The sequence below is a fragment of the Marinomonas sp. ef1 genome (genome assembly GCF_002806845.1).
GTDB classification, from domain to species: domain Bacteria; phylum Pseudomonadota; class Gammaproteobacteria; order Pseudomonadales; family Marinomonadaceae; genus Marinomonas; species Marinomonas polaris.
In genome coordinates this window covers 65,546-85,507 of sequence record NZ_NHTT01000003.1, presented here as the reverse complement: position 1 = coordinate 85,507, position 19,962 = coordinate 65,546, and the positions used below count along the sequence as shown (strand labels likewise).

Here is a 19,962-nt window from a genome sequence, read left to right as displayed (position 1 = left end):
GGCTACCTCTCCTTTCTCTCCTGCTTGGAGGTAGCCACGTATTTCTTTCTATTATGACTATTTTTTTCTAGTCACTATTCGCTATGATGTTAAAGAAGATCGTAAACCTCTTTAACAAATAGTTGGCGCACATGAACTTACAGCTTTCCGACATAATCATTCTTCTATTAATTTCCGCTGTAGCCTACGCTTGGTGGCAAAATTCCTCCATTCGAGAGCAAGCTCTAATAAACGCAAAAAAACACTGTGAATCACTCAACCTACAACTACTAGAGGAAAGTGTCGCTGGCGCAGAATGGAGACCAATCTGGAACCGAGGAGAAATAAAAATTAAAAGAACCTACAGGTTTGAATTTAGTTCCAGTGGAATTGCACGATATCAAGGAAAAATCAGCTACCTTGGCACCCAAAAAATAGATGTATGGCTAAGCCCTCATGACTTTTAGACAAACGAAATTTACCTTACAACAAAAAACATACTAAAAATAACATTCGCAGCCATTATCACAACAAGATAAATCTATATTTTTATGTCAATTAATTGCAAATAAGGCCATAGTAGAAATAGAATGCTTAAGTAAACATTTGTAATGCTTTAATAGACTCATTAATGAAGGCTAAGAGTTTTGATGACTCTCTGCAAAATGTCTATTTGTTCAATTTATAATAAAAAAGTGCAGGATATAATATGTTGGCAAACCTTAGTTTTCGTACCAAGTTACTCTCATTATTGATTGCGGCTATTCTTGGATTCGTTGTTGTAACTGCTGTTGCTTTACAAGGATTGAATGTTCAAGAAACCTCATCCTCAAAATTCGATCGCCTTACCACAGTAGATAAAGATCTTGCATCTTTAGCTATTACCTTAATGGAGGAATACGAGACACTGTCTGGCATTGACAATAGCACCTACGAAAATTTTCTAGAGCAGCTAAATGCTAACCATGAAAAGTTCATGGTTACGCTAGAAGGCGATACGAATCTTCTTCAAGATCCAGAAGCAAAGAAAAACATAACTAGCATTACCTCTTCTTTAGCCAACTACAGCGATACATTAAAGCTACTTGTCAATCAAAGACAAAAAGTTGGCTTTAATGGGTCTTCTGGTTTAAAAGGCGAGATCTCTCAATTAGGTGAAAAAGTAACAGAAGAAATTTCTTTCCTAAGCTTAGTGAAACAAGAATTCCTGCCAGTTCGAGAAGCCGAAAAAAACTTTATCTTCGAACCAGTTCCTGAAAATAAAGCTGCCTTCATGGAACGTTATGACAAATTTTATAAGCGTGTTACTAACTTCGGCCTTGAAGAGCGCTTCGGCGAAGTTATTAACAAGTATTTTTCAGCTGTTGAGAACTTCGATAAAGAAAACCAACAGCTAAAAAACCTACAATCACAGTTTCTAGACAGTAAAGCAAATTTTGCTCAAACTCGTTTAGCTGCAGTTGAATACATGCAAAAAGCAGTGCTAGAAGCACGCCAGCAAGCTTCTGAAAGTTCTCAACAAGCTAGCATAAGCTTAATCATTGTAAGTATTGTTGTTGCTGTCATTGCCGCGCTTATGATGATGGGGATTGGCAGTAGTGTAAACAGTACACTTAATCAAATCATCAAGGACCTCGGTAAAGTAAAAGGTGGTGACCTAACGGCTCGTTTACACGTTAACAAAAAGCGTAATGATGAATTTGATTCCTTATGTAGCTCTGTAAATGAAATGACGACGGGGCTAAGCTCAGTAATTGGCGAAGTTGTGGATACCACTCAAGGTGTCAACAACATGGTTAATGAACTAAATACTTCCGTTACTAACATTGCACAAAGCAACCGTTCCGTTAGTGAGCAAACAAACTCTCTAGCAGCAGCGACAGAAGAAATATCCACCACTATTTCTAGTATTTCTAGCACAACAGAAGACTTAAGCAGCCAGTCTCAACACACTTACGAATCTGCAAAAGTTGGTGCTGAAACGATTAAGGGCGCGTTATCGAATCTTTCTAGCACTATTAGTGTTGTCAACAAAACAAGTGAGCAACTTAACGAGCTTGGCCAATTATCTAAAGATATCGACAACGTTATAGGCATGATCAATGACTTAGCAAATCAGACCAACCTCCTTGCACTAAACGCGGCTATTGAAGCAGCACGTGCCGGTGAAGCAGGCCGTGGGTTCTCTGTCGTTGCCGATGAAGTACGCTCTCTGGCTGAGAAGACAGTTGATGCAACAGCCAAAATCACAGATATCGTAAGCACTATTCAATCTTCAACACAAACAGCAATCGAAACCATGCAAAGTGGTCAAGAAAGCCTACATGCCATTGAAGAGTTTAGTGAAAAAGCAGAATTGGCCATTCGTGAAATAGAACAGAATGCTCAGACAAGTTCAGCTTCCTCCATTGATATGGCTCGCTCTATCCAAGAGGTTGCAAAAACAGCTGTACACATGAGTGAAGAAATGGACAAAATTGCACAGCAACTTCAACGTGATAATAGCTATATTAATAGCATTGAAGGCAATACCCGTGACATTCACAATCAAGTTAGTAGCTTAGACAAAAAGACGAGTGTCTTCACCACTCGTTAGTGTAAATAAGCAAACGGTTGATCTAATAAATTGCGTAAAAAAAACCGACTATCAAAGTCGGTTTTTTTTGTTCAAAATTTCTTTAGCATTATTGTCGCTAAAAACAGCTGATCTTATAGATCAGCGTATTCTTTTTCCCAGCGCTTCGCTTCTTTCTTAGAAGGACCACCAAGTACATTTACTGCGGTGCGCATACGAGCGCGAGAAATATCAGAGCCTAGAATCGCCATTGAGTCAAAAACAGAAACCGACGCAGTCGTTCCGGATATAGCGACGAATAACGGCGCAAAAAAGTCTTTCGGCTTAATTTCCATCACTTGAGCTAATGATTTCATCTCATTAAAAATTTCGTCTTTTTCCCATTTGTTCAATGCTTCCAAACGCCATAAAGCGAACTGCATGGCCTTACGAAGTGTTTCTTCTTCCATCTTGATAGAAGAAAAATCCTCTTTGGTAATTGGCAACATACCTTTTAAGAAAAAGCCAGCCACATCAGCGACATCTGAGAAAGTTTCAACACGCGGAATAACCAGCGGCAAAATCTTCATCAAATATTCAGGGTTAAGCGCCCATTCAACATATTTTTGCGCAAAGGTTTCTGGGGTTAGATTCTCACGAATCCACATACCATTTAGCCAGCTCAATTTTTCAACATCAAAAACTGGACCACCCAAAGAAACACGCTGAATATCAAAATGTTCTATCATTTCGTCTAACGAGAATTTTTCACGCTCGTCAGGCATAGACCAACCCATACGACCAAGGTAATTGATTACCGCTTCAGACATATACCCCATGCATTGATAGTACAAAATACTCGTTGGGTTTTTACGTTTTGATAACTTAGATTTATCTGGGTTACGCAACAAAGGCATATGACACAAAGTCGGCATATCCCAACCAAAGTATTGGTACAACAAGATATGCTTCGGCGCTGAGTTGATCCATTCTTCACCACGAATAACATGGGTAATTTTCATTAGATGATCATCAACAACGTTTGCTAAATGGTAAGTCGGCATACCATCTGCTTTTAGTAACACTTGCATGTCCACTTGAGCCCAATCGATTTCGATTGTGCCTCGAAGCATATCCTGAACAACACATGTGCCCTCTTCAGGAATTTTCATACGAATAACATAAGGAACGCCTGCATCTAATTTTGCCTGCACTTCTTCTGCAGTCAGGTTAAGAGCACGACCATCGTACTTTTGTGGCAAACCTTGCTCTTTTTGTTCATTACGCATTTGATCCAATTCTTCAGTGGTTTCAAACGCATAAAAAGCATGCCCCTTATCGATCAACTCTTGAGCATATTGACCATAAATATCGCCTCTTTCGCTTTGACGATATGGCCCGTATGGTCCGCCCACATCTGGACCTTCAGCCCAATCTAGACCTAACCAACGTAATGCATCTAAAATCATTTTTTCAGATTCAGGTGTACTACGAGTTTGGTCGGTATCCTCAATACGTAAAATAAACTTGCCGCCCATTTTACGTGCGAAAGCCATATTAAATAGCGCAATATAGGCTGTACCTACATGCGGGTCGCCAGTTGGAGACGGCGCAATACGTGTTCTTACCTCTGACATAAAAATCTCATTTATTTGTTGTCTGAAATGCCGCTATTATAAGCGTCTCATAAGATATGAGTAAGGGGTTGAACCTAACTTTTCTACTTAGAAGTTTGATATTCACTCAACTTTACTTTCGATATACCTAAGCTGAGAAAGCCGAACCCCAATTTCCACATCTGTTTTCAAGGCAACTAATGAACGGGACAGCAAACACTGCTCATAACCACCAGCTAACATAGACTGAATGCGCTCTGAAAAAGACGGCAAATTGGCATAAATTTCTTCAATTGTAGGAAACAAACTAATAATACTTAATGCTGTTTTCGGCCCAATACCTTTTACACCTGGAATTCGGTTGGTGGTATCACCGACTAAAGCCCAATAGTCTGTTAGTTGTTCAGGCTCCACTCCATATTTACCGGGTACCCAAATTTTGTCGTAACCCAATTTGGCAAAGTAATCATATTGAAGAATACGATCATCCCCTAATAACTGCGTGAAACCTTTATCTGTTGAAACAATATAGGATTTAACATTGCTGTTCGCCGCTTTCACCGCTAACGTAGCGATAAGGTCATCTGCCTCCCAACCATCTATTCTCAAACAAGGCAAATGATTGAAACGAAATACCTTAGCAAAGTCTGGCAAGGATTCGAGTAAGGTATCATCCATAGGTACACGGCCTAGTTTGTATTCTGGGTAGACTCGATGGCGCCAAGTTTTACCATTTGAATCAAACACAACAACAGCATAAGAAGGGAAAAATTGATGGGTTAATTTCGCCAAGGCTTCAATCGCAATACTTTGGGTGCGCTCAATACGACGAGTTGCATCTTGCTCTGATTCTAATGCTGCATAGAGTCTTCGAATTAGATTCAATCCGTCAATAATTAGTAATTTTTTATCCACTGCAAACCCTTATTTTTGCTACATTGTTTGACGTTTACTTGAATTTAATAGGGTACCATGAGAGAAGATTCATCACGACAACTTGCGTGCTGTTAAAACCAACAAAAGGACTCTGTTATGAACAACCAACCAGCCTATTTTTGCCTTAGCATTCTTTTAGGAGCCTCTGCTCACAGTGCTTTTGCAGCTCCGATCAATGCCGTTATCGGTTTAGATAATAGTCAAATCGTGGAAACTAGCCAGCAACTTAGCCTTACTCCGAACACAGGCTCACTACTACCGCTTCAAGAAAATTTCGCACCAATCACTCATTTAGAAAATAACTTAAATGCTAACTGGTTTGATCTGATAAACAAGAAAGTAAGAGTGGAACACAAACAAAGAGATCTAAATTACACTGGCACACTGGCTAAAATCGAGAACAACACTCGATCCTTTGTGCTTAGCAATAAAGAGTTTTCTATGACATTACCCATGGATGACTTTTACTTAATCCCGCTTGAAAACCCAAGTACTGCGGAGACAAAACCTGAAAGTAAAGCTGATGCCGATAAAACAGCGCCCTACAAGGTTAGCTATCAAACAAACGAGCTTTCGTGGTCACCACAGCTCAGTCTGATTTTCGAAAATGATAAGGTTTCTGTTTCTCAACAAGCGCTTATTCACAACAATTCAAGCTCTACCATCCAGGTACAAGACAGCCTACTTCACTACTCCCGAAGTACTGCTCCTCAGCTTTTCAAAGCAGAGCGCAATTCACTTGCAATGAGCGCAGATAGACCCGACATAAATTACCAAGATAATGAAGTGAGCTATTCTCTGGGTGGTGGCACACTTTCAATCGCACCTTATTCAAACACCTTAATTCCTTTACCTAGCAGCGATAGCAATATAGATAGCCAAACACATAAAGCAAAGCTTTATACTTATGGTAATAGTTCTGGAAAAATCGACTTAAATTTCTATAACAACCTAAGCTTCTCTTTTGAAAAAAATGGCCTTCCAGGCGAATACAAGACATTTTGGAAAAGAGGAGATCTGCTTATTCCCGGTAATACAGTCCGTTTAGAGACAGTTCGTGAAGGCAGCTCAGTTGACGTCATGACCAATAAAAGCCAAGACATAACTGGCTATTTAACCTTGGTTAGTGCCTCATCTCAAAAACTTCCTAGCACTCAAGTTTGGGAAGCCACTATTGAAAACCACTCAAATACAGCACAAAAGTATTCAATAGAACAAAGTACTAATGGTGTTGTAGATATATTAGAAGGCAATGACGCAGTACCAATAAATGCAAATAGTTTACTCGTTTCAGGGGAAATACAAGCAAACTCGAAACAAACTATTACGTATAAAATAGATGTGAAAAATTAGGATGAAGGAATGTGAAAAATATAGGCTAAAAAGCGGCCCCGCTTGCATTAATTTTTCACATTCAAAGTCTATTTAAAATATTTCGTTATGATATGGTCAGTAGTCATAATAGATATAGCAAGAATGACACTGCCGAAAGCGAAAAACTTGAGGTACTATTATAACTATATTTCATACTACGAGCCCACAGAGATCTATGAAAAAGCATATTATACCATCACTCATCGCTGCAGCCGTTCTAAGTAGTACGACTGCCCATGCAGAAAGCATTTACGAAGTATACAAACTTGCCAAACAACATGATCCAGGTTTAAGAGCTGCAGCAGCAACCTATCAAGCAGAAAAAGAAGGTGTAACAGTCACTAAAGGCAATCTATACCCTAGTATTAGCTTTAATGGCAATTTGGGTTATAGCAATACTGATAACTCATCTAGCAACTACAACAACACATCAAACAGTTTATCTTTAGATTTAAGCTACCCAATATACTCTCCAGCTCTTAACTACGCTGTCGATGCAGTAGAGATAAGTTCAGAAAGTGCAGGCATTAGCTTTAATAATTCAGAAGAAGACTTAGCACTTACTACCTTGACCGAATACTTTGATCTTCTAATTGCACAGTCTACATTGCAGACAACCGAAGCCTTAGTCAAAAGTACAGCAAGCCAGCTAGATCGTGCAAAGAAACAATATGAAGTAGGTTTGGCATCTATTACAGACTTACAAGACGCTCAAGCTGAATATGACTCTGTTCGTGTTACAGAGCTAAGCGCTCGTTCAAGTGTGTCTTATGCACAAAAAGCCTTGTACCAAAGAACAGGACAAGAAATAAAAACCATTCCTCAATTATCAAAAGACTACCCAATCAGCCTTGATCCAAATATGACGGTTGACTCTTTAATTGCAAAAGCCCGTATTGATAATAAAGAACTACAAATTTTAAACCTTTCTGTAAAAAGTGCAGAAAATAACATTAACATCCAGAAAGCCAATGGACGTACTCCTACCGTATCAATAACGGGCTCTTTATCTCGAACGGATAACGATTATAGCAGCAGTGCACCATCCTCAATGAATGATGGTGCGACAAATACGTCATCTATCGGGCTAGGTGTTAGTATCCCGCTATACAGTGGTGGTGCAATAAATGCTTCTGTTAGACAAGCAACAGCACAAGCAATGTCGACTACAGAGCAAAGAGCAAGCTCATTACAAACTATCGAGCTTAATATCCGTAGTCTATACCTTGACCTGCAAACCGCGGTTGCTCAAATTGATGCTCAACAGCAACTAATTCGTTCTCGTACTAGCGCGCTTGAAGCCACAAAAGCAGGATACGATGTTGGTACGCGCAACCTTGTAGAATTGCTTGACGCTCAATCAAATCTATATGATGCGCAAAATACCTACGAACAATATAGATACAACTTTGTAGTAAAAAAACTAAACCTATTAGAAGCAACTGGCGATCTTACTGAAGACAAGATCAAAGAGTTGGACAAATGGTTAGTCGCTAAAAACTAACTTAGCTTTTCTGATCATGAAAAAAAGCCGTAAAACGATGTTTTACGGCTTTTTTTTCTACTCTACTAGTCTAATTAACTTAGCGAGCAATCAGTTTTTCTCGTTTTGTAAAACGAGTCAGTACTTTATACAAACCATAAGCATCACGACTACCCGCCAATTCGCGAATAGAATGCATACCAAAAGTTGGCAAACCGATGTCAATAGTCGGCACACCTATTTCGCCTGATGTGATTGGCCCTATCGTGCTACCGCAAGCCATATCACTACGAACAACAAAGCATTGAACCTCATAATTCTCTTCAGCAGCAATGTCTCGATACACGCTCGCTGTTTCACTATTTGTTGCATAACGCTGGTTGGCATTTACTTTAATAACCGCACCTTTGTTAATAGAGGGCGCATGATTTTTATCGTGCTTATTAGCATAGTTTGGATGCAAAGCATGAGCATTATCAGCAGAAACCAGCATAGAACGCTGAATCGCCTGAACATATTGCTCAGGATTCGGTGTTAGACGACGCAATACATCTTCTAAAAATGGTCCATTTGCACCACAAGCAGACAAACTACCAATCTCTTCATGATCAGTACAAATAAGCAAGCTAGGACGCTGTTGGTCCGAATCCAACAAAGCACATAAACCGACAAAACAGCTCAGCAAATTATCTAAACGTGCTGAACAGATATATTCTTTGTGCAAACCAACCAGAGCAGGAGGCTGTGTGTCGTATAAGCTCAATTCAAAATCAAGAACCGTATCTATAGCCAAATCTGCATATTGTTTCTTAAGTTGAGATTTTAACAGCTCATGCAGATCAAACTCGTTTTCAGCACCACACAAAATTGGCAACATTTCTTCTTGAGGGTTAACAGAAAAACCTTCATTTGCTTGCCGATTCAAATGGATAGCTAAATTAGGCACCACTGCAATTGGATCTTTAAAATCCACCAAGCGACTAATAATATCGCCACTTTCGGTTTTCAGCGTAATGCGACCCGCAATGGATAAATCCCTATCTAACCAAGTGTGAAGCAAAACCCCACCGTACACTTCAACACCTAACTGGTGATAACCAAAGCGATCAACTTGCGCATTAGGTTTCAATTTCAGACAAGGACTGTCAGTATGAGCTCCAATCATTCGCCAACCACTTTGGCTAAAATTGAGTTGTGGCGTAGTAAAGGCAATTAAAGAGGATTCATTGCGTGTGACAAAATACTTCCCGCCCTCTTCTATTACCCAATCGTCTTCTTCTAACAATTCAGTAAAACCTTCTGCTAGCAAAGCATAGCGCATACTAGTGGTTGCATGAAAAGGTGTCGGAGAAGATTGGAGAAATGACAGTAAAGAGTCGTTAAAATTTGAAAATTCCATAGTGTCCTATAAGCAGAATGCTTTAAAAAAGTGACTTTTTAACACTTTGGCTAGCCTTACAGCCCAGTGTCTAATATGATTTTACCAATGACGTATAAAATAGACAGAGAGAGCCCATACCGGATGAACTATAAACGCCTTTTGCTTTGCCTTTTAACCGGCTATACCTTTGCCTCAACACCTGCGTCCGCTTATCAGGAGCTACAGCCTCCTCATGAATACGACAAAGTATCAAAAGAACTCGTTGAGATGTTAGAAGGCATCCATTATAACAGACCTCACATTGATGATGCCATTTCAGCAAAAGCCTTTGATTACTATATTGATGCTCTAGACCCGAGCAAAAGCTTTTTCCTTAAAAGCGACATAGATAAGCTATCTCAATATAGAAACAGCTTTGACGATGCTTTAAGAGACGGTGACACTACGGTTGCTTACACCATTTACAACCTTTACCTTGAGCGTTTAGAAAAACGACTTCTAAACCTTCAAGACCATCTACCAGAGATGATCAAAGGTTTCAATTATGAAATTGATGAAACACTTAATGCAGACCCAGACGCCCAAAAATGGGCAACAACCGAAGCAGAGCTTGATGACTACTGGCGTAAACGTCTTAAAAACCGTGCGTTAACCATGAAGCTCAACGGCGAAAGCGAAGAGAAAATCATCTCAACACTTGAGCGCCGCTATAAAAACCAAATAAAACGAGTCGACCAAACTAATGCTGTCGATGTATATCAAATTTTTGCCAACTCAATCACTGCGGCACTAGACCCTCACACCAACTACTTTGCGCCACGCGCATCAGAAGCTTTCAATATCAACATGAGTCTATCTCTTGAAGGCATTGGTGCGGTCCTACAAATGGAAGATGACTACACCAAAGTCGTGCGTTTGGTTCCTGGTGGTCCAGCGGCAACCCAAAGCGACCTTGCCCCTAACGATCGAATTATTGCGGTAGGCCAAGAAGGCAAACCTATGGTCGATGTGGTTGGTATGCGTCTTGACGATGTTGTTGATATGATTCGTGGCGAAAGAGACACTACAGTAATACTGGAAGTTACTCCAAGTAAAGGCGACACTCAAACGAGTAAGCGCATTAGCATTGTGCGTAAAAAAGTGAAGCTTGAAGATCAGTCCGCCAAAAAAGAAATCGTTGAAGTGGAGCGTGATGGCGAAAAATACAAAGTAGGCGTAATTACCTTGCCGACTTTTTATTCTGATTTTGCCGCAATCCAAGCTGGCGACAAAAACTACAAAAGCTCTACTCGAGACACAAAAGAACTCATAGAAGAGCTGCGTAAAGAAGGTATTTCGGCATTAATTCTTGACCTAAGAAATAACGGTGGCGGTTCCCTGCAAGAAGCCAATGCCCTAGCAGGATTGTTTATTCCATCTGGCCCGACAGTACAAATCCGCGACCAAAGTGGACGAGTCACGCCATTAGGCGATTCTGATCCAGCCATAGTTTACAGTGGCCCAATGGCTGTTTTAGTAAACCGTATGAGTGCATCCGCTTCTGAAATTGTTGCGGGCGCTTTACAAGATTACGGGCGTGCTCTAATTCTTGGCGATCAAACCTTCGGAAAAGGCACGGTTCAAGTATTGCAAGATATGGATAAAGGGCAGCTTAAAGTTACTCAGGCTAAATTCTACAGAGTATCTGGAGAAAGCACACAACATAAAGGCGTTATGCCAGACATAGCTTTCCCTTCTTTGATTGATAAAGAAACCATTGGGGAAAGTGCGCTAGACAACCCTTTACCTTGGGATAAAATCCACGAAACTCGCTATCCAGTTTATTGGAATATGCCAGCTTACCTGCCTATTTTAGAACCACGCCATGAAGCCAGAATGGCTAAAGATCCTAACTTCGTTGCGATTAATGAACAAATAGGAGAGTTCAAAAAACAAGTTGAGACCTATAAAACTATTTCTTTAAAAGAAAGCACTCGCATACAACAAAGAGAAGACAATAAAAAAAGCGAGCTAGAACGTGAAAACACTCGCCGCAAAGCGCTAGGACTAGAACTACTCACTTCGGTTGAAGACATTAAACCGATAGAAGAAGACACTTATGCAAAAGAAGCGTCTGAAATCCTATTAGACTTTATTGCTACCAACCAAATGGCAGAAAAACAAGCAGAAAAGAAAACAGCGCAAAACTAAAAGATAAAACATAAAGAACGAAAAACAGTATTTGACTGTTTTTCGTTCTTATTTTTTATGCGCAATCTAAATCATTAATCCATTGATACGAACATTACACCATGGCAAAAGCGTCATCCGACCGGAATACAATCGACCTATTTGGTAAATCCCCTGGCCGCCCTCGCACCCAACCTCTCACTCGAAAAGACCAGCTCAAGATCAATAAACGAGCACAACGAGAGAAAGAAAAAGCTCAGGGACTAAAGCGTTTAGAACTAATCATTGAGCAAGACATTATCGATAAGCTGGATAAACTCTGTGAGATAAATGGTTTAAAACGCGCAGAATGGCTAACTTTGCAAATAAACAAAAGTCTAGATAAACCCAAAAGCGCAAGATCCAAAAAATAAGGCCATTCACTATATTGATTTGCTATACTCACCAGCCAAATTAAACAGCAAGCTAATAAACAGACTTAATATGGCCAAACTGTACTTCTACTACTCGGCAATGAACGCTGGAAAATCCACCGTTCTATTGCAATCCGCTCATAACTATCAAGAGCGAGGTATGCGGGTTTTACTCCTTACAGCATCGATAGACGACCGATTTGAAACAGGGCAAATTGCCTCACGAATTGGTATATCGGCAGAAGCCAGCCTATTTGATAGCAATACTGACCTCATCACTTTAGTCAAAGATGAAAATCAGCCAAAAGCATTAAGCTGCATATTGATAGATGAAGCACAATTTTTAACCAAAGAACAAGTCTACGATCTTTCAGAAGTCGTTGATAAACTGCGTATTCCCGTTCTGGCTTTTGGTATTCGTACTGACTTCCAAGGCGAACTATTCGAAGGCAGCAAGGCATTACTCGCCTGGTCAGATAAACTAATAGAATTAAAAACCGTGTGTCATTGTGGCAGCAAAGCCACCATGGTCATTCGACTCAATGCACAAGGAATCCCCGTTAAAGAAGGCGCACAAGTAGAAATAGGCGGCAATGACCGTTACTTGTCCGTTTGCCGAAAACACTTTAAAGAAGCCGTGAGAGACTAATTATGTGGTTCAAGAACGCCCAAATTTTCCAATTGAAAGACACCGAATCACTAGATACAAATGAATTGATCGACAAGATTCCTGAGTTCCCATTAAAAGAATGCGGCTCTCAGGAAGAGTTCTCTTTCGGCTGGTTACCGCTCATCCGTAACAGCGAACAATGGAGCCTAGCCAGTGATCGCTGTTTACTATTCCGCGCAGGCAAAGAAGAAAAAGTCTTACCTTCTGCCGTAGTACGTGAAGAACTAGAAGCTAAAGTAGCTGAAATCGAGCTAATAGAAGGACGCAAAGTCGGTCGTAAAGAAAAATCAGACATGAAAGACGAACTGGTTTTCACACTTCGTCCGAAGGCTTTTTCAAAGCGTACAGACATCTGGGCATACATTGATCTACAAGCTAAAATTTTGGTTCTCAACAGCACCAATGCAAGCATGACAGAGCAATTATTTAAGCACCTACAAACCACTCTTGGCAGCTTCCCAATGACCCCATTGCAAGCGCAAGTTTCGCCATCTTCATTGATGACAGATTGGTTGGTTAAAAATGAAGTGCCTGCCAGCCTAGAAACCGGTGATGAATGTGAGATCCAAGACTCTTCTGAAGACAAAGCTACCATTCGTTTTAAGTCTCTAGAGCCTTTATCTGAAGACGTAACTCGTCATTTACAACAAGGCATGGCGGTTAAAAACCTAGGCCTGCGCTGGACTGACAAATTAAGCTTCGTTCTGCATGAAGATCTGACATTACGCAAAATCAAATTTGATGATGCATTAAAAGAAGCTGCGTTTAATGATTCTCAAGGTGGTGGCTTATCAGATATGGACGCTAACTTCTCCCTAATGTCATTGACTATGAGAGAATTTTTTGCATCTTACTGCTTATGGTTTGAGATCAATTAAAAAACCGTATTTTCTTAGCTCCCCAACCTTTTCCACAGATTTCGTGGATAAGCTTGGGGAGAACATTGGGTAAGCTAGACAACAAGGCGCTCTTGCCACAAAGATCCAAAATGCACCAATTTGAACAGGTATAATCCATCCTTATTGTCAAAGCTAAATTCAACAAAATACCACTTAAATCCGATATTAATTTCTACTTAAACTCATCCTCCTTAATAGAAACTTAAGATAAGTTAAGTAAGATGGATTATGTTAAGCAACCCTCGTATTTAAAACTCTCAACAGGTCAAAAAGCCTCATGACAAAGCAGAAGCAAGAACAAGACATAGCCATAAGAGTCACCCTTGTCGGAGCCGTTTGGGATGCCCTACTCGGTTTAGCCAAAATAGTCGCAGGATATTTTTCTCAATCCCAAGCGTTGATCGCGGATGGCATTCACTCTTTATCCGACTTAGTCACTGACGTATTTGTGTATTTTGCTTCCGCCAACTCTCGCCAAGGACCAGACGAAAATCACCCTTATGGTCATCTTCGCTTTGAAACCTTGACTACAGTATTTCTTGGCATCGTACTTATTGTCGTCGCACTTGGTATTGCTTATGAGTCGATTACAGCACCCGCATCACAAGCACAATTTACTTGGTATGGTCTCGCGGCATTGGTTGCAACCATTGTAATTAAAGAAGCGATTTTCCATTACACCAAAAAAGCAGGCGATGAAATTGGCAGTAAAATGTTGGTTGCCAATGCGTGGCACAGCCGTAGTGATGCACTTTCCTCTGTAGCCGTACTGATTGGCTTGATCGGTGTTTACTTTGGTTATGGCTGGGCAGACATGGTGGCTTCGATTGTCGTTGCTCTATTGATTGGCAAAATGGCCATCAGCATGGTGTGGGAAAACTTAGCTGAACTGGTGGACACGGCACCTGATCCAAAACTTATTGCACAAATCAAAGAAACAGCTAACAGCCTAAAACATGTCATGGCGCCTCATGATGTCAGAGCAAGATCCATGGCAGGCAAAATCTATCTAGACATGCACATTCATGTGCCGAGCCACGCCAGCGTCAGCGAAGGTCATTACCTTGGTGATTTGGTGGCTTACACCATCAAAAAAGCCCATTCACAAGTACAAGATGTGATGGTGCATATCGACACTGATGATAAAATCCAAACCGAAAGTTTCATTCATGAATCCGGCAAGCCACCACATTTAAAACTGCCTGCTCGTCATCAAATATTAGCGGACCTAGGCTTTTTACTGCGCCAACATACAGCCTATGTGGATATTCCGAACTCTCGCTTGCACTATTTAAACAATCAGCTTGATTTAGAAATCATCGCCAATTCAGCAAAAATCCCAGAAGGCGCTGATCTAAAACAACTGACAGCCAGAATTCTTCAGGAACTGCAAACAACAAGCTACATCCACAAAGCCACCGTGCTGTGGGCCTTTCCTGAATAACAAAGAAAGTGAATCTGCTAAGATTTTTGTAGGCCTGATGAGGGAGGTACGACCGTAATCAGGCATTACACACTTTAATATCAACTAATCACTAGACTCGTCAGTGAGAGTATCGTTGTTTAGATACTCCACTGGCAGCGCCTTACTGGTCTTCGCGCCCATCAACTTTAGCTTCTCCGCTCTAGCAACTAGATTACCGCGTCCTGCAGTTAGCTTTTTCAAGGCAGAATCATGAGTACGACTCACGGCTTCCAGCTTGCTACCGATGTCGTCCATATCTTGTACAAATCCCGAAAACTTGTCGTACATTGCACCGGCTTGACGCGCAATTTCAATAGCGTTTTGACTCTGTTTTTCATTGCGCCAAATGTTTTGAATGGTACGTAAAGTCGCTAATAAATTAGACGGCCCGACGATAATAATATTGTGTTCGAAGGCTTCACTAAACAAACCATTGTCGCCTTGTAAGGCTAAACCAAACGCCGCTTCAATTGGGATAAACAACAACACAAAATCCAACGAAGTGACGCCCGGTAAATCGTGATAAGACTTTGCGCTCAGCTCCTTCATATGACGACGCACTGCATCCAAATGCTGCTTTAGCGCTCGATTTCTGTCTTCATCGCTTTCCGCTTCCATGTAAGCCAAATAACTGATCAGTACCATTTTAGAGTCAACGATAACCTGCTTACCTTCAGGCAAATGGATCACTACATCTGGCTGTAAACGTCGACCTTCTGCTGTTTGATAAGAAGCTTGTGTCTCATATTCACGACCTTTTTCCAAACCAGAACGCTCTAAAATTCGCTCAAGAATGACTTCACCCCAACCACCCTGCAGTTTATTTTGACCTTTCAATGCATGGGTTAGACTCACCGCATCATCGCTGATTTTTTGATTCAGTAACTGCAGACCTTTAATTTCTTTCACCAACGAAAAACGCTCGCGAGCTTCTTCTTGATAACTCTTTTCTACACTTTCTTGAAACTTCTGGATTTGCGAACCAAGTGGCGTTAATAAAGAACCCAACTGACGCTCGTTTTCTTTCGCTAGTTGCTGCCCCTGCTGACTCATGATTTCATGAGCTATTTGCTTAAATTCGGTTTCGTTTTGCTTTTTTTGCTCGCGGTAAAAGGCTTCCTTTTCCTGCCAAACACTTTGCGCGGCAGCAAATTGTTGCTCTAAAGTCAGCGACTCTTTCTCCAAATAATGAATCTGATCTTTCGATTGTTCTAAAAGACGCTTTAAATCCTCATTTTGTTGCTGCATTTTTTCTTGTGTGTGCTGCCACTGACGGCGCATAGCCTGTACAATAGCACCAGCAATGCCAGATAGAAGAATCGCGCCGATACAAAAGCCCGATAACACCCAAACTGATTGCGAAAGCCAATCTGTCATATGAATTAAAACTCGCTATTTTAAATGTCTGTTTTTAACAAAGTGAGGCATTTGCATGACGTCACGAGCAAAGGCAAGACGAGGCAAAAATAGACTAAAAAGCGGAGTTTATAGGTTATAAATGAGCATTTTGAGTCTATTTTTAACACTGTATTGGCGCGCGCAGCAGTCATGCTAAGGTCTCGATAAGTTTACATGGATTACTACCTAAGCCCAACACACACGCAACGCTTTGATCTAGAAATAAAAAATAGTCAGTTTATTACGACGGTTTGTCGTACGAACGGCCGTCAAGCGGCAAAGGCTTTTATCGAAAAAATGCGCCAGCGTTACCCTGATGCTAACCATCATTGTTGGGCGTTTATTGCAGGTATGCCAAATAATGCCCATCTATGGGATCAAAGTGACGATGGTGAGCCTAAAGGCACAGCGGGTAAACCTATGCTGAATGTGTTACAGCATTCCAATTTTGGTGAAACCACAGTAGTCGTGACACGCTTTTTTGGCGGTGTGAAACTCGGTGCGGGAGGCTTAGTAAGAGCCTACAGCCAAGCCGTACAAGAAGCGCTTTCGCAAACAGAATATGAAAATGTGTACCCGCGCAGCCCCGTTCAGCTGAAAATCGCCTACTCTTTACTGGGTAAGGTTGAATATTGGCTAGAACAGAGCGATATAGAAATAACCAACAAAACATACAGTGACAGCATAGTAATTGATCTTGCTGTTATTGAACGTACTTGGCCTGAACATAAAATCGCATTGACGGATTTATGCCAAGGCAGTTTAACTTTAATTGAACCGGACAACGAATAACTATGTACCAAACTGGACAAAGATGGAGTAGCCGCAACGAGCCTGATCTCGGCGTAGGCATGATAGTAGACAAACAAAACAAGTCTTTTACCTTGCACTTCCCTGATGCGGAAGCGGATCGTCAATACTCAAATGACCAGACTAGTCTTGTTCGACGCACTTTAACTGTCGGCGATCAACTGCACTTTCAAGATGAGACCTTCACCATATTGGAAGTAGAAGAAATTGATGACCTGATCGAATACCGTATCAGCGAAGACGATGATTGGTTAGAAGAATCCATCATTCAATTCCCACGTAACGATAAGAACGAGCTCGATTCTTTATTGGCGCTTTCGCCAGCTCGTCGTATGTGGTTCGACCTACGTCGCCATACGCTTGAACACCAAGCGGCCAACGCAGCATCACCAGTTCGTGGCTTAATGGGCTTGAAAGCAGAGCTTCTACCGCACCAGATTTATTTGGCTCATGAGATCGCTAATCGCCCGAAAGCACGCGCGCTTTTGTGTGACGAAGTCGGTATGGGTAAAACCCTAGAAGCCGGCTTGATCTTGCATCAACGTCTACTAAACGGCCTCTGCAAACGCGTACTTATTCTGACTCCAACCAACCTGCAACATCAGTGGTTGGTTGAGATGCTACGCCGCTTCCACCAGCCATTCTCACTGATCAACGAATCCGTGTATGAAGACTTCATGGAAGGCGACGACAACCCGTTTGAACAACAACCTTTTGTTATCTCGCCAATCGATTGGGCGAGCCAACATCCGAAAGCCACTCAGCACATGTTGGATGCAGAATGGGACATGGTGATTGTCGACGAAGCCCATCACCTTGCTTGGCACCCAGAAACACCAAGCATTGGCTATCAAGTTGTAGCACGTTTAGCCGCCAAAACAGAATCGTTATTGCTGTTGAGCGCAACACCTGAACAAACTGGCGAACGCGAGCATTTCTCTCGCTTGCAACTGTTGGATGCTGATCATTATCACGATTTCGAGCATTATCAAGCACAACAACAAGCATTCAAACAAGCGGCTGAATTAGCAGAAGCACTGTTGCCGTTCAGCCAAGAAGACAGCTCACCAAAAGCGCTAGATTGGAACACGGCGTTTGGCTCTTACTTACAAGAAGTCAGTGCAAAAGACTGGTTCCAAGCACTTACAACCAAATCTGGTGCAGAACAAACCGAAGCCGCAAAAGAAGCCATTAGCTGGCTGATTGACCGTCATGGAACAGGCCGTGAAATGTTCCGTAACACCCGCGCCGCTGTGGCTGGTTTCCCGGATCGTTACCTTCATTCTTATCCGTTAGAAAACAATGAACACTTCGAATCTGCAGATCGCCATGTGCAACCAGAAACCGAAGTGTCTGACGGCTTATGGGAAAAAGATCCACGCTGGGTTTGGCTAAAAGAATTCCTAGAATGCCAAGCAGACAAAGTCCTCGTCATTTGTCACACCGCCGACATGGCACAATGGCTAAATGACCAACTGACTTTTGCTGGCTTCCAAAGTGCCGATTTCCACGAACAAATGCCACTGATCCACCGTGACCGAGCTGCTGCTTATTTCGCAGACGATAACGGTGCACAAATTTTAGTGTGTTCTGAAATCGGCAGTGAAGGCCGTAACTTCCAGTTCAGCCATCACATCGTTATGTACGATTTGCCAGAGCACCCAGACTTACTCGAACAGCGTATTGGTCGTCTTGATCGTCTAGGACAACTAAACGACGTGCAAATTCACGTCCCTTATATCAAGAAAAGCGTGCAAGAGCGCCTATTCAACTGGTACCACCACGCCCTAAACGCATTTTGTCGTACTACGGGTTCTGGCGATAAAGTCGAAGAAGCTTTTGGCGACAGCTTGCATGCCTACTTGCATGGTCAAGACGACGACACTGATTTGCTAAAAGAAGCAAACATCTACCATGAAGCGCTACTAAAACAAATGGAAGAAGGTCGTAACCGCTTGCTAGAAATGAGTTCGTGCCGTCCAGAACAAGCGCGTGTGTTAATCGAACAGATTAACAACCAAGCGACAAAAGGCCTGCATCACTACATTGAGCAAGTTACTCACGCGTTCAACATCTACGCAGATTGCATCAATGATGATCCAGATCGCGCCGCTTGGTTCTTGCGCCCTTCTACTGACATGATGCTCGAAGCACTGCCAGGCATAGAGGAAGAAGGTAAAATGCTCATGCTTGATCGACGTCAAGCTAGCCAGCGTGAAGACGTAGCGTTCGCAACCTGGGAACACCCTCTGATCACCATGCTAATGGACGAAGTTCAAGGCTTTGACTCTGGCAAGCTTACTTCGGCTATCTTGCCAATCGCTGCATTGCCTGAAGGCACAGTATTGGTGGAAAGTATGTTCGTCATCGAAGCGACTGCTCACCCACGTTTAAAATTGGCGCAATCTCTGCCAATGACACCAATGTGGCAATTGTCTGACTCAAACGGCAAATTTCTCCATCAGCAATTTACGGCAGACAAATGGGCAGAAAAACTGAAAGGCGTGCCAAACAGAGTCGCGGAACAATGGGTTGCTGCCTTGCGCAAAAACCTTATTGAAGTACTGCAAGCTCACCAGTTGAATGCTCAAGACCAAGCGCGTCCGATCGTTCACGCAGCGAAAACGTCTTACCAACATCGTTGTCAGAATGAAATCGAACGTTTAGTGGAATTGAAAGCCTTTAACGACACCATTCGTGATGAAGACATAGAACGTCTTGAAACCAACATGCAAGAAGGTTTGACTCGTATCGACGAGCACCAAATCCGCTTGGATGCGATTCGTATCATCTTAACTACCAAGCCGGAATAACA

The 19,962-nt window shown here is 41.8% G+C and carries 15 protein-coding genes; 11 read left to right on the top strand and 4 right to left on the bottom strand.

Annotated features, from left to right (window positions below; translation table 11 throughout):
• Positions 1–131: 131 nt before the first annotated feature.
• Both CCS02_RS05145 and CCS02_RS05140 read left to right on the top strand, forming a co-directional pair.
• Positions 132–446, top strand: coding sequence for a DUF3301 domain-containing protein (locus tag CCS02_RS05145; RefSeq protein ID WP_100636015.1), 315 nt, complete (start codon positions 132–134; stop codon positions 444–446).
• Positions 447–688: 242 nt separating this feature from the next.
• On the top strand, positions 689–2,575 hold the full coding sequence (locus CCS02_RS05140) for a methyl-accepting chemotaxis protein (RefSeq protein ID WP_100636014.1): 1,887 nt from the start codon (positions 689–691) through the stop codon (positions 2,573–2,575).
• 113 nt (positions 2,576–2,688) lie between these two features.
• On the opposite strand, the gene gltX is transcribed toward CCS02_RS05140, so the two are convergent.
• Both gltX and xni read right to left on the bottom strand, forming a co-directional pair.
• Positions 2,689–4,170, bottom strand: coding sequence for a glutamate--tRNA ligase (gltX, locus tag CCS02_RS05135; protein ID WP_100636013.1), 1,482 nt, complete (start codon positions 4,168–4,170; stop codon positions 2,689–2,691).
• Between the two features lie 102 nt (positions 4,171–4,272).
• Positions 4,273–5,064, bottom strand: coding sequence for a flap endonuclease Xni (gene xni / locus CCS02_RS05130; RefSeq protein WP_100636012.1), 792 nt, complete (start codon positions 5,062–5,064; stop codon positions 4,273–4,275).
• Between the two features lie 117 nt (positions 5,065–5,181).
• Here xni and CCS02_RS05125 point away from each other — a divergent pair, with 117 nt between their 5' ends.
• The gene (locus tag CCS02_RS05125; RefSeq protein ID WP_100636011.1) at positions 5,182–6,438 is read left to right on the top strand and encodes a hypothetical protein; all 1,257 of its coding nucleotides are present in this window, start codon (positions 5,182–5,184) and stop codon (positions 6,436–6,438) included.
• Between the two features lie 196 nt (positions 6,439–6,634).
• A complete protein-coding gene (locus CCS02_RS05120; protein WP_072839902.1) occupies positions 6,635–7,963 on the top strand; it encodes a TolC family outer membrane protein in 1,329 nt (442 codons plus the stop codon).
• 79 nt (positions 7,964–8,042) lie between these two features.
• Here the strand turns inward: CCS02_RS05120 and CCS02_RS05115 are convergent, their stop codons facing one another.
• A complete protein-coding gene (locus CCS02_RS05115) occupies positions 8,043–9,341 on the bottom strand; it encodes a M18 family aminopeptidase (RefSeq protein WP_100636010.1) in 1,299 nt (432 codons plus the stop codon).
• 87 nt (positions 9,342–9,428) lie between these two features.
• Between CCS02_RS05115 and CCS02_RS05110 the strand changes: the two genes are divergently transcribed.
• From CCS02_RS05110 to CCS02_RS05090, 5 genes are all read left to right on the top strand, one after another.
• Positions 9,429–11,513 (top strand): carboxy terminal-processing peptidase, encoded by a 2,085-nt coding sequence (locus CCS02_RS05110; protein WP_232728825.1) that lies wholly within the window; start codon positions 9,429–9,431, stop codon positions 11,511–11,513.
• Positions 11,514–11,614: 101 nt separating this feature from the next.
• Complete coding sequence (gene ybfE / locus CCS02_RS05105; RefSeq protein WP_100636009.1) at positions 11,615–11,905, top strand: LexA regulated protein; 291 nt, start codon at positions 11,615–11,617, stop codon at positions 11,903–11,905.
• Positions 11,906–11,975: 70 nt separating this feature from the next.
• On the top strand, positions 11,976–12,554 hold the full coding sequence (locus CCS02_RS05100) for a thymidine kinase (RefSeq protein ID WP_072839898.1): 579 nt from the start codon (positions 11,976–11,978) through the stop codon (positions 12,552–12,554).
• A gap of 2 nt (positions 12,555–12,556) precedes the next feature.
• Positions 12,557–13,453, top strand: coding sequence for a recombination-associated protein RdgC (locus CCS02_RS05095; protein ID WP_012070576.1), 897 nt, complete (start codon positions 12,557–12,559; stop codon positions 13,451–13,453).
• A gap of 298 nt (positions 13,454–13,751) precedes the next feature.
• Positions 13,752–14,918 (top strand): cation diffusion facilitator family transporter, encoded by a 1,167-nt coding sequence (locus CCS02_RS05090; protein WP_100636008.1) that lies wholly within the window; start codon positions 13,752–13,754, stop codon positions 14,916–14,918.
• Between the two features lie 84 nt (positions 14,919–15,002).
• On the opposite strand, the gene CCS02_RS05085 is transcribed toward CCS02_RS05090, so the two are convergent.
• Complete coding sequence (locus CCS02_RS05085) at positions 15,003–16,316, bottom strand: DNA recombination protein RmuC (RefSeq protein WP_100636007.1); 1,314 nt, start codon at positions 16,314–16,316, stop codon at positions 15,003–15,005.
• Between the two features lie 195 nt (positions 16,317–16,511).
• Here CCS02_RS05085 and CCS02_RS05080 point away from each other — a divergent pair, with 195 nt between their 5' ends.
• Positions 16,512–17,129, top strand: coding sequence for a YigZ family protein (locus CCS02_RS05080; protein ID WP_100636006.1), 618 nt, complete (start codon positions 16,512–16,514; stop codon positions 17,127–17,129).
• A gap of 2 nt (positions 17,130–17,131) precedes the next feature.
• Positions 17,132–19,960, top strand: a complete 2,829-nt coding sequence (gene rapA / locus CCS02_RS05075) for an RNA polymerase-associated protein RapA (protein ID WP_100636005.1) — start codon at positions 17,132–17,134, stop codon at positions 19,958–19,960.
• Positions 19,961–19,962: the final 2 nt, after the last annotated feature.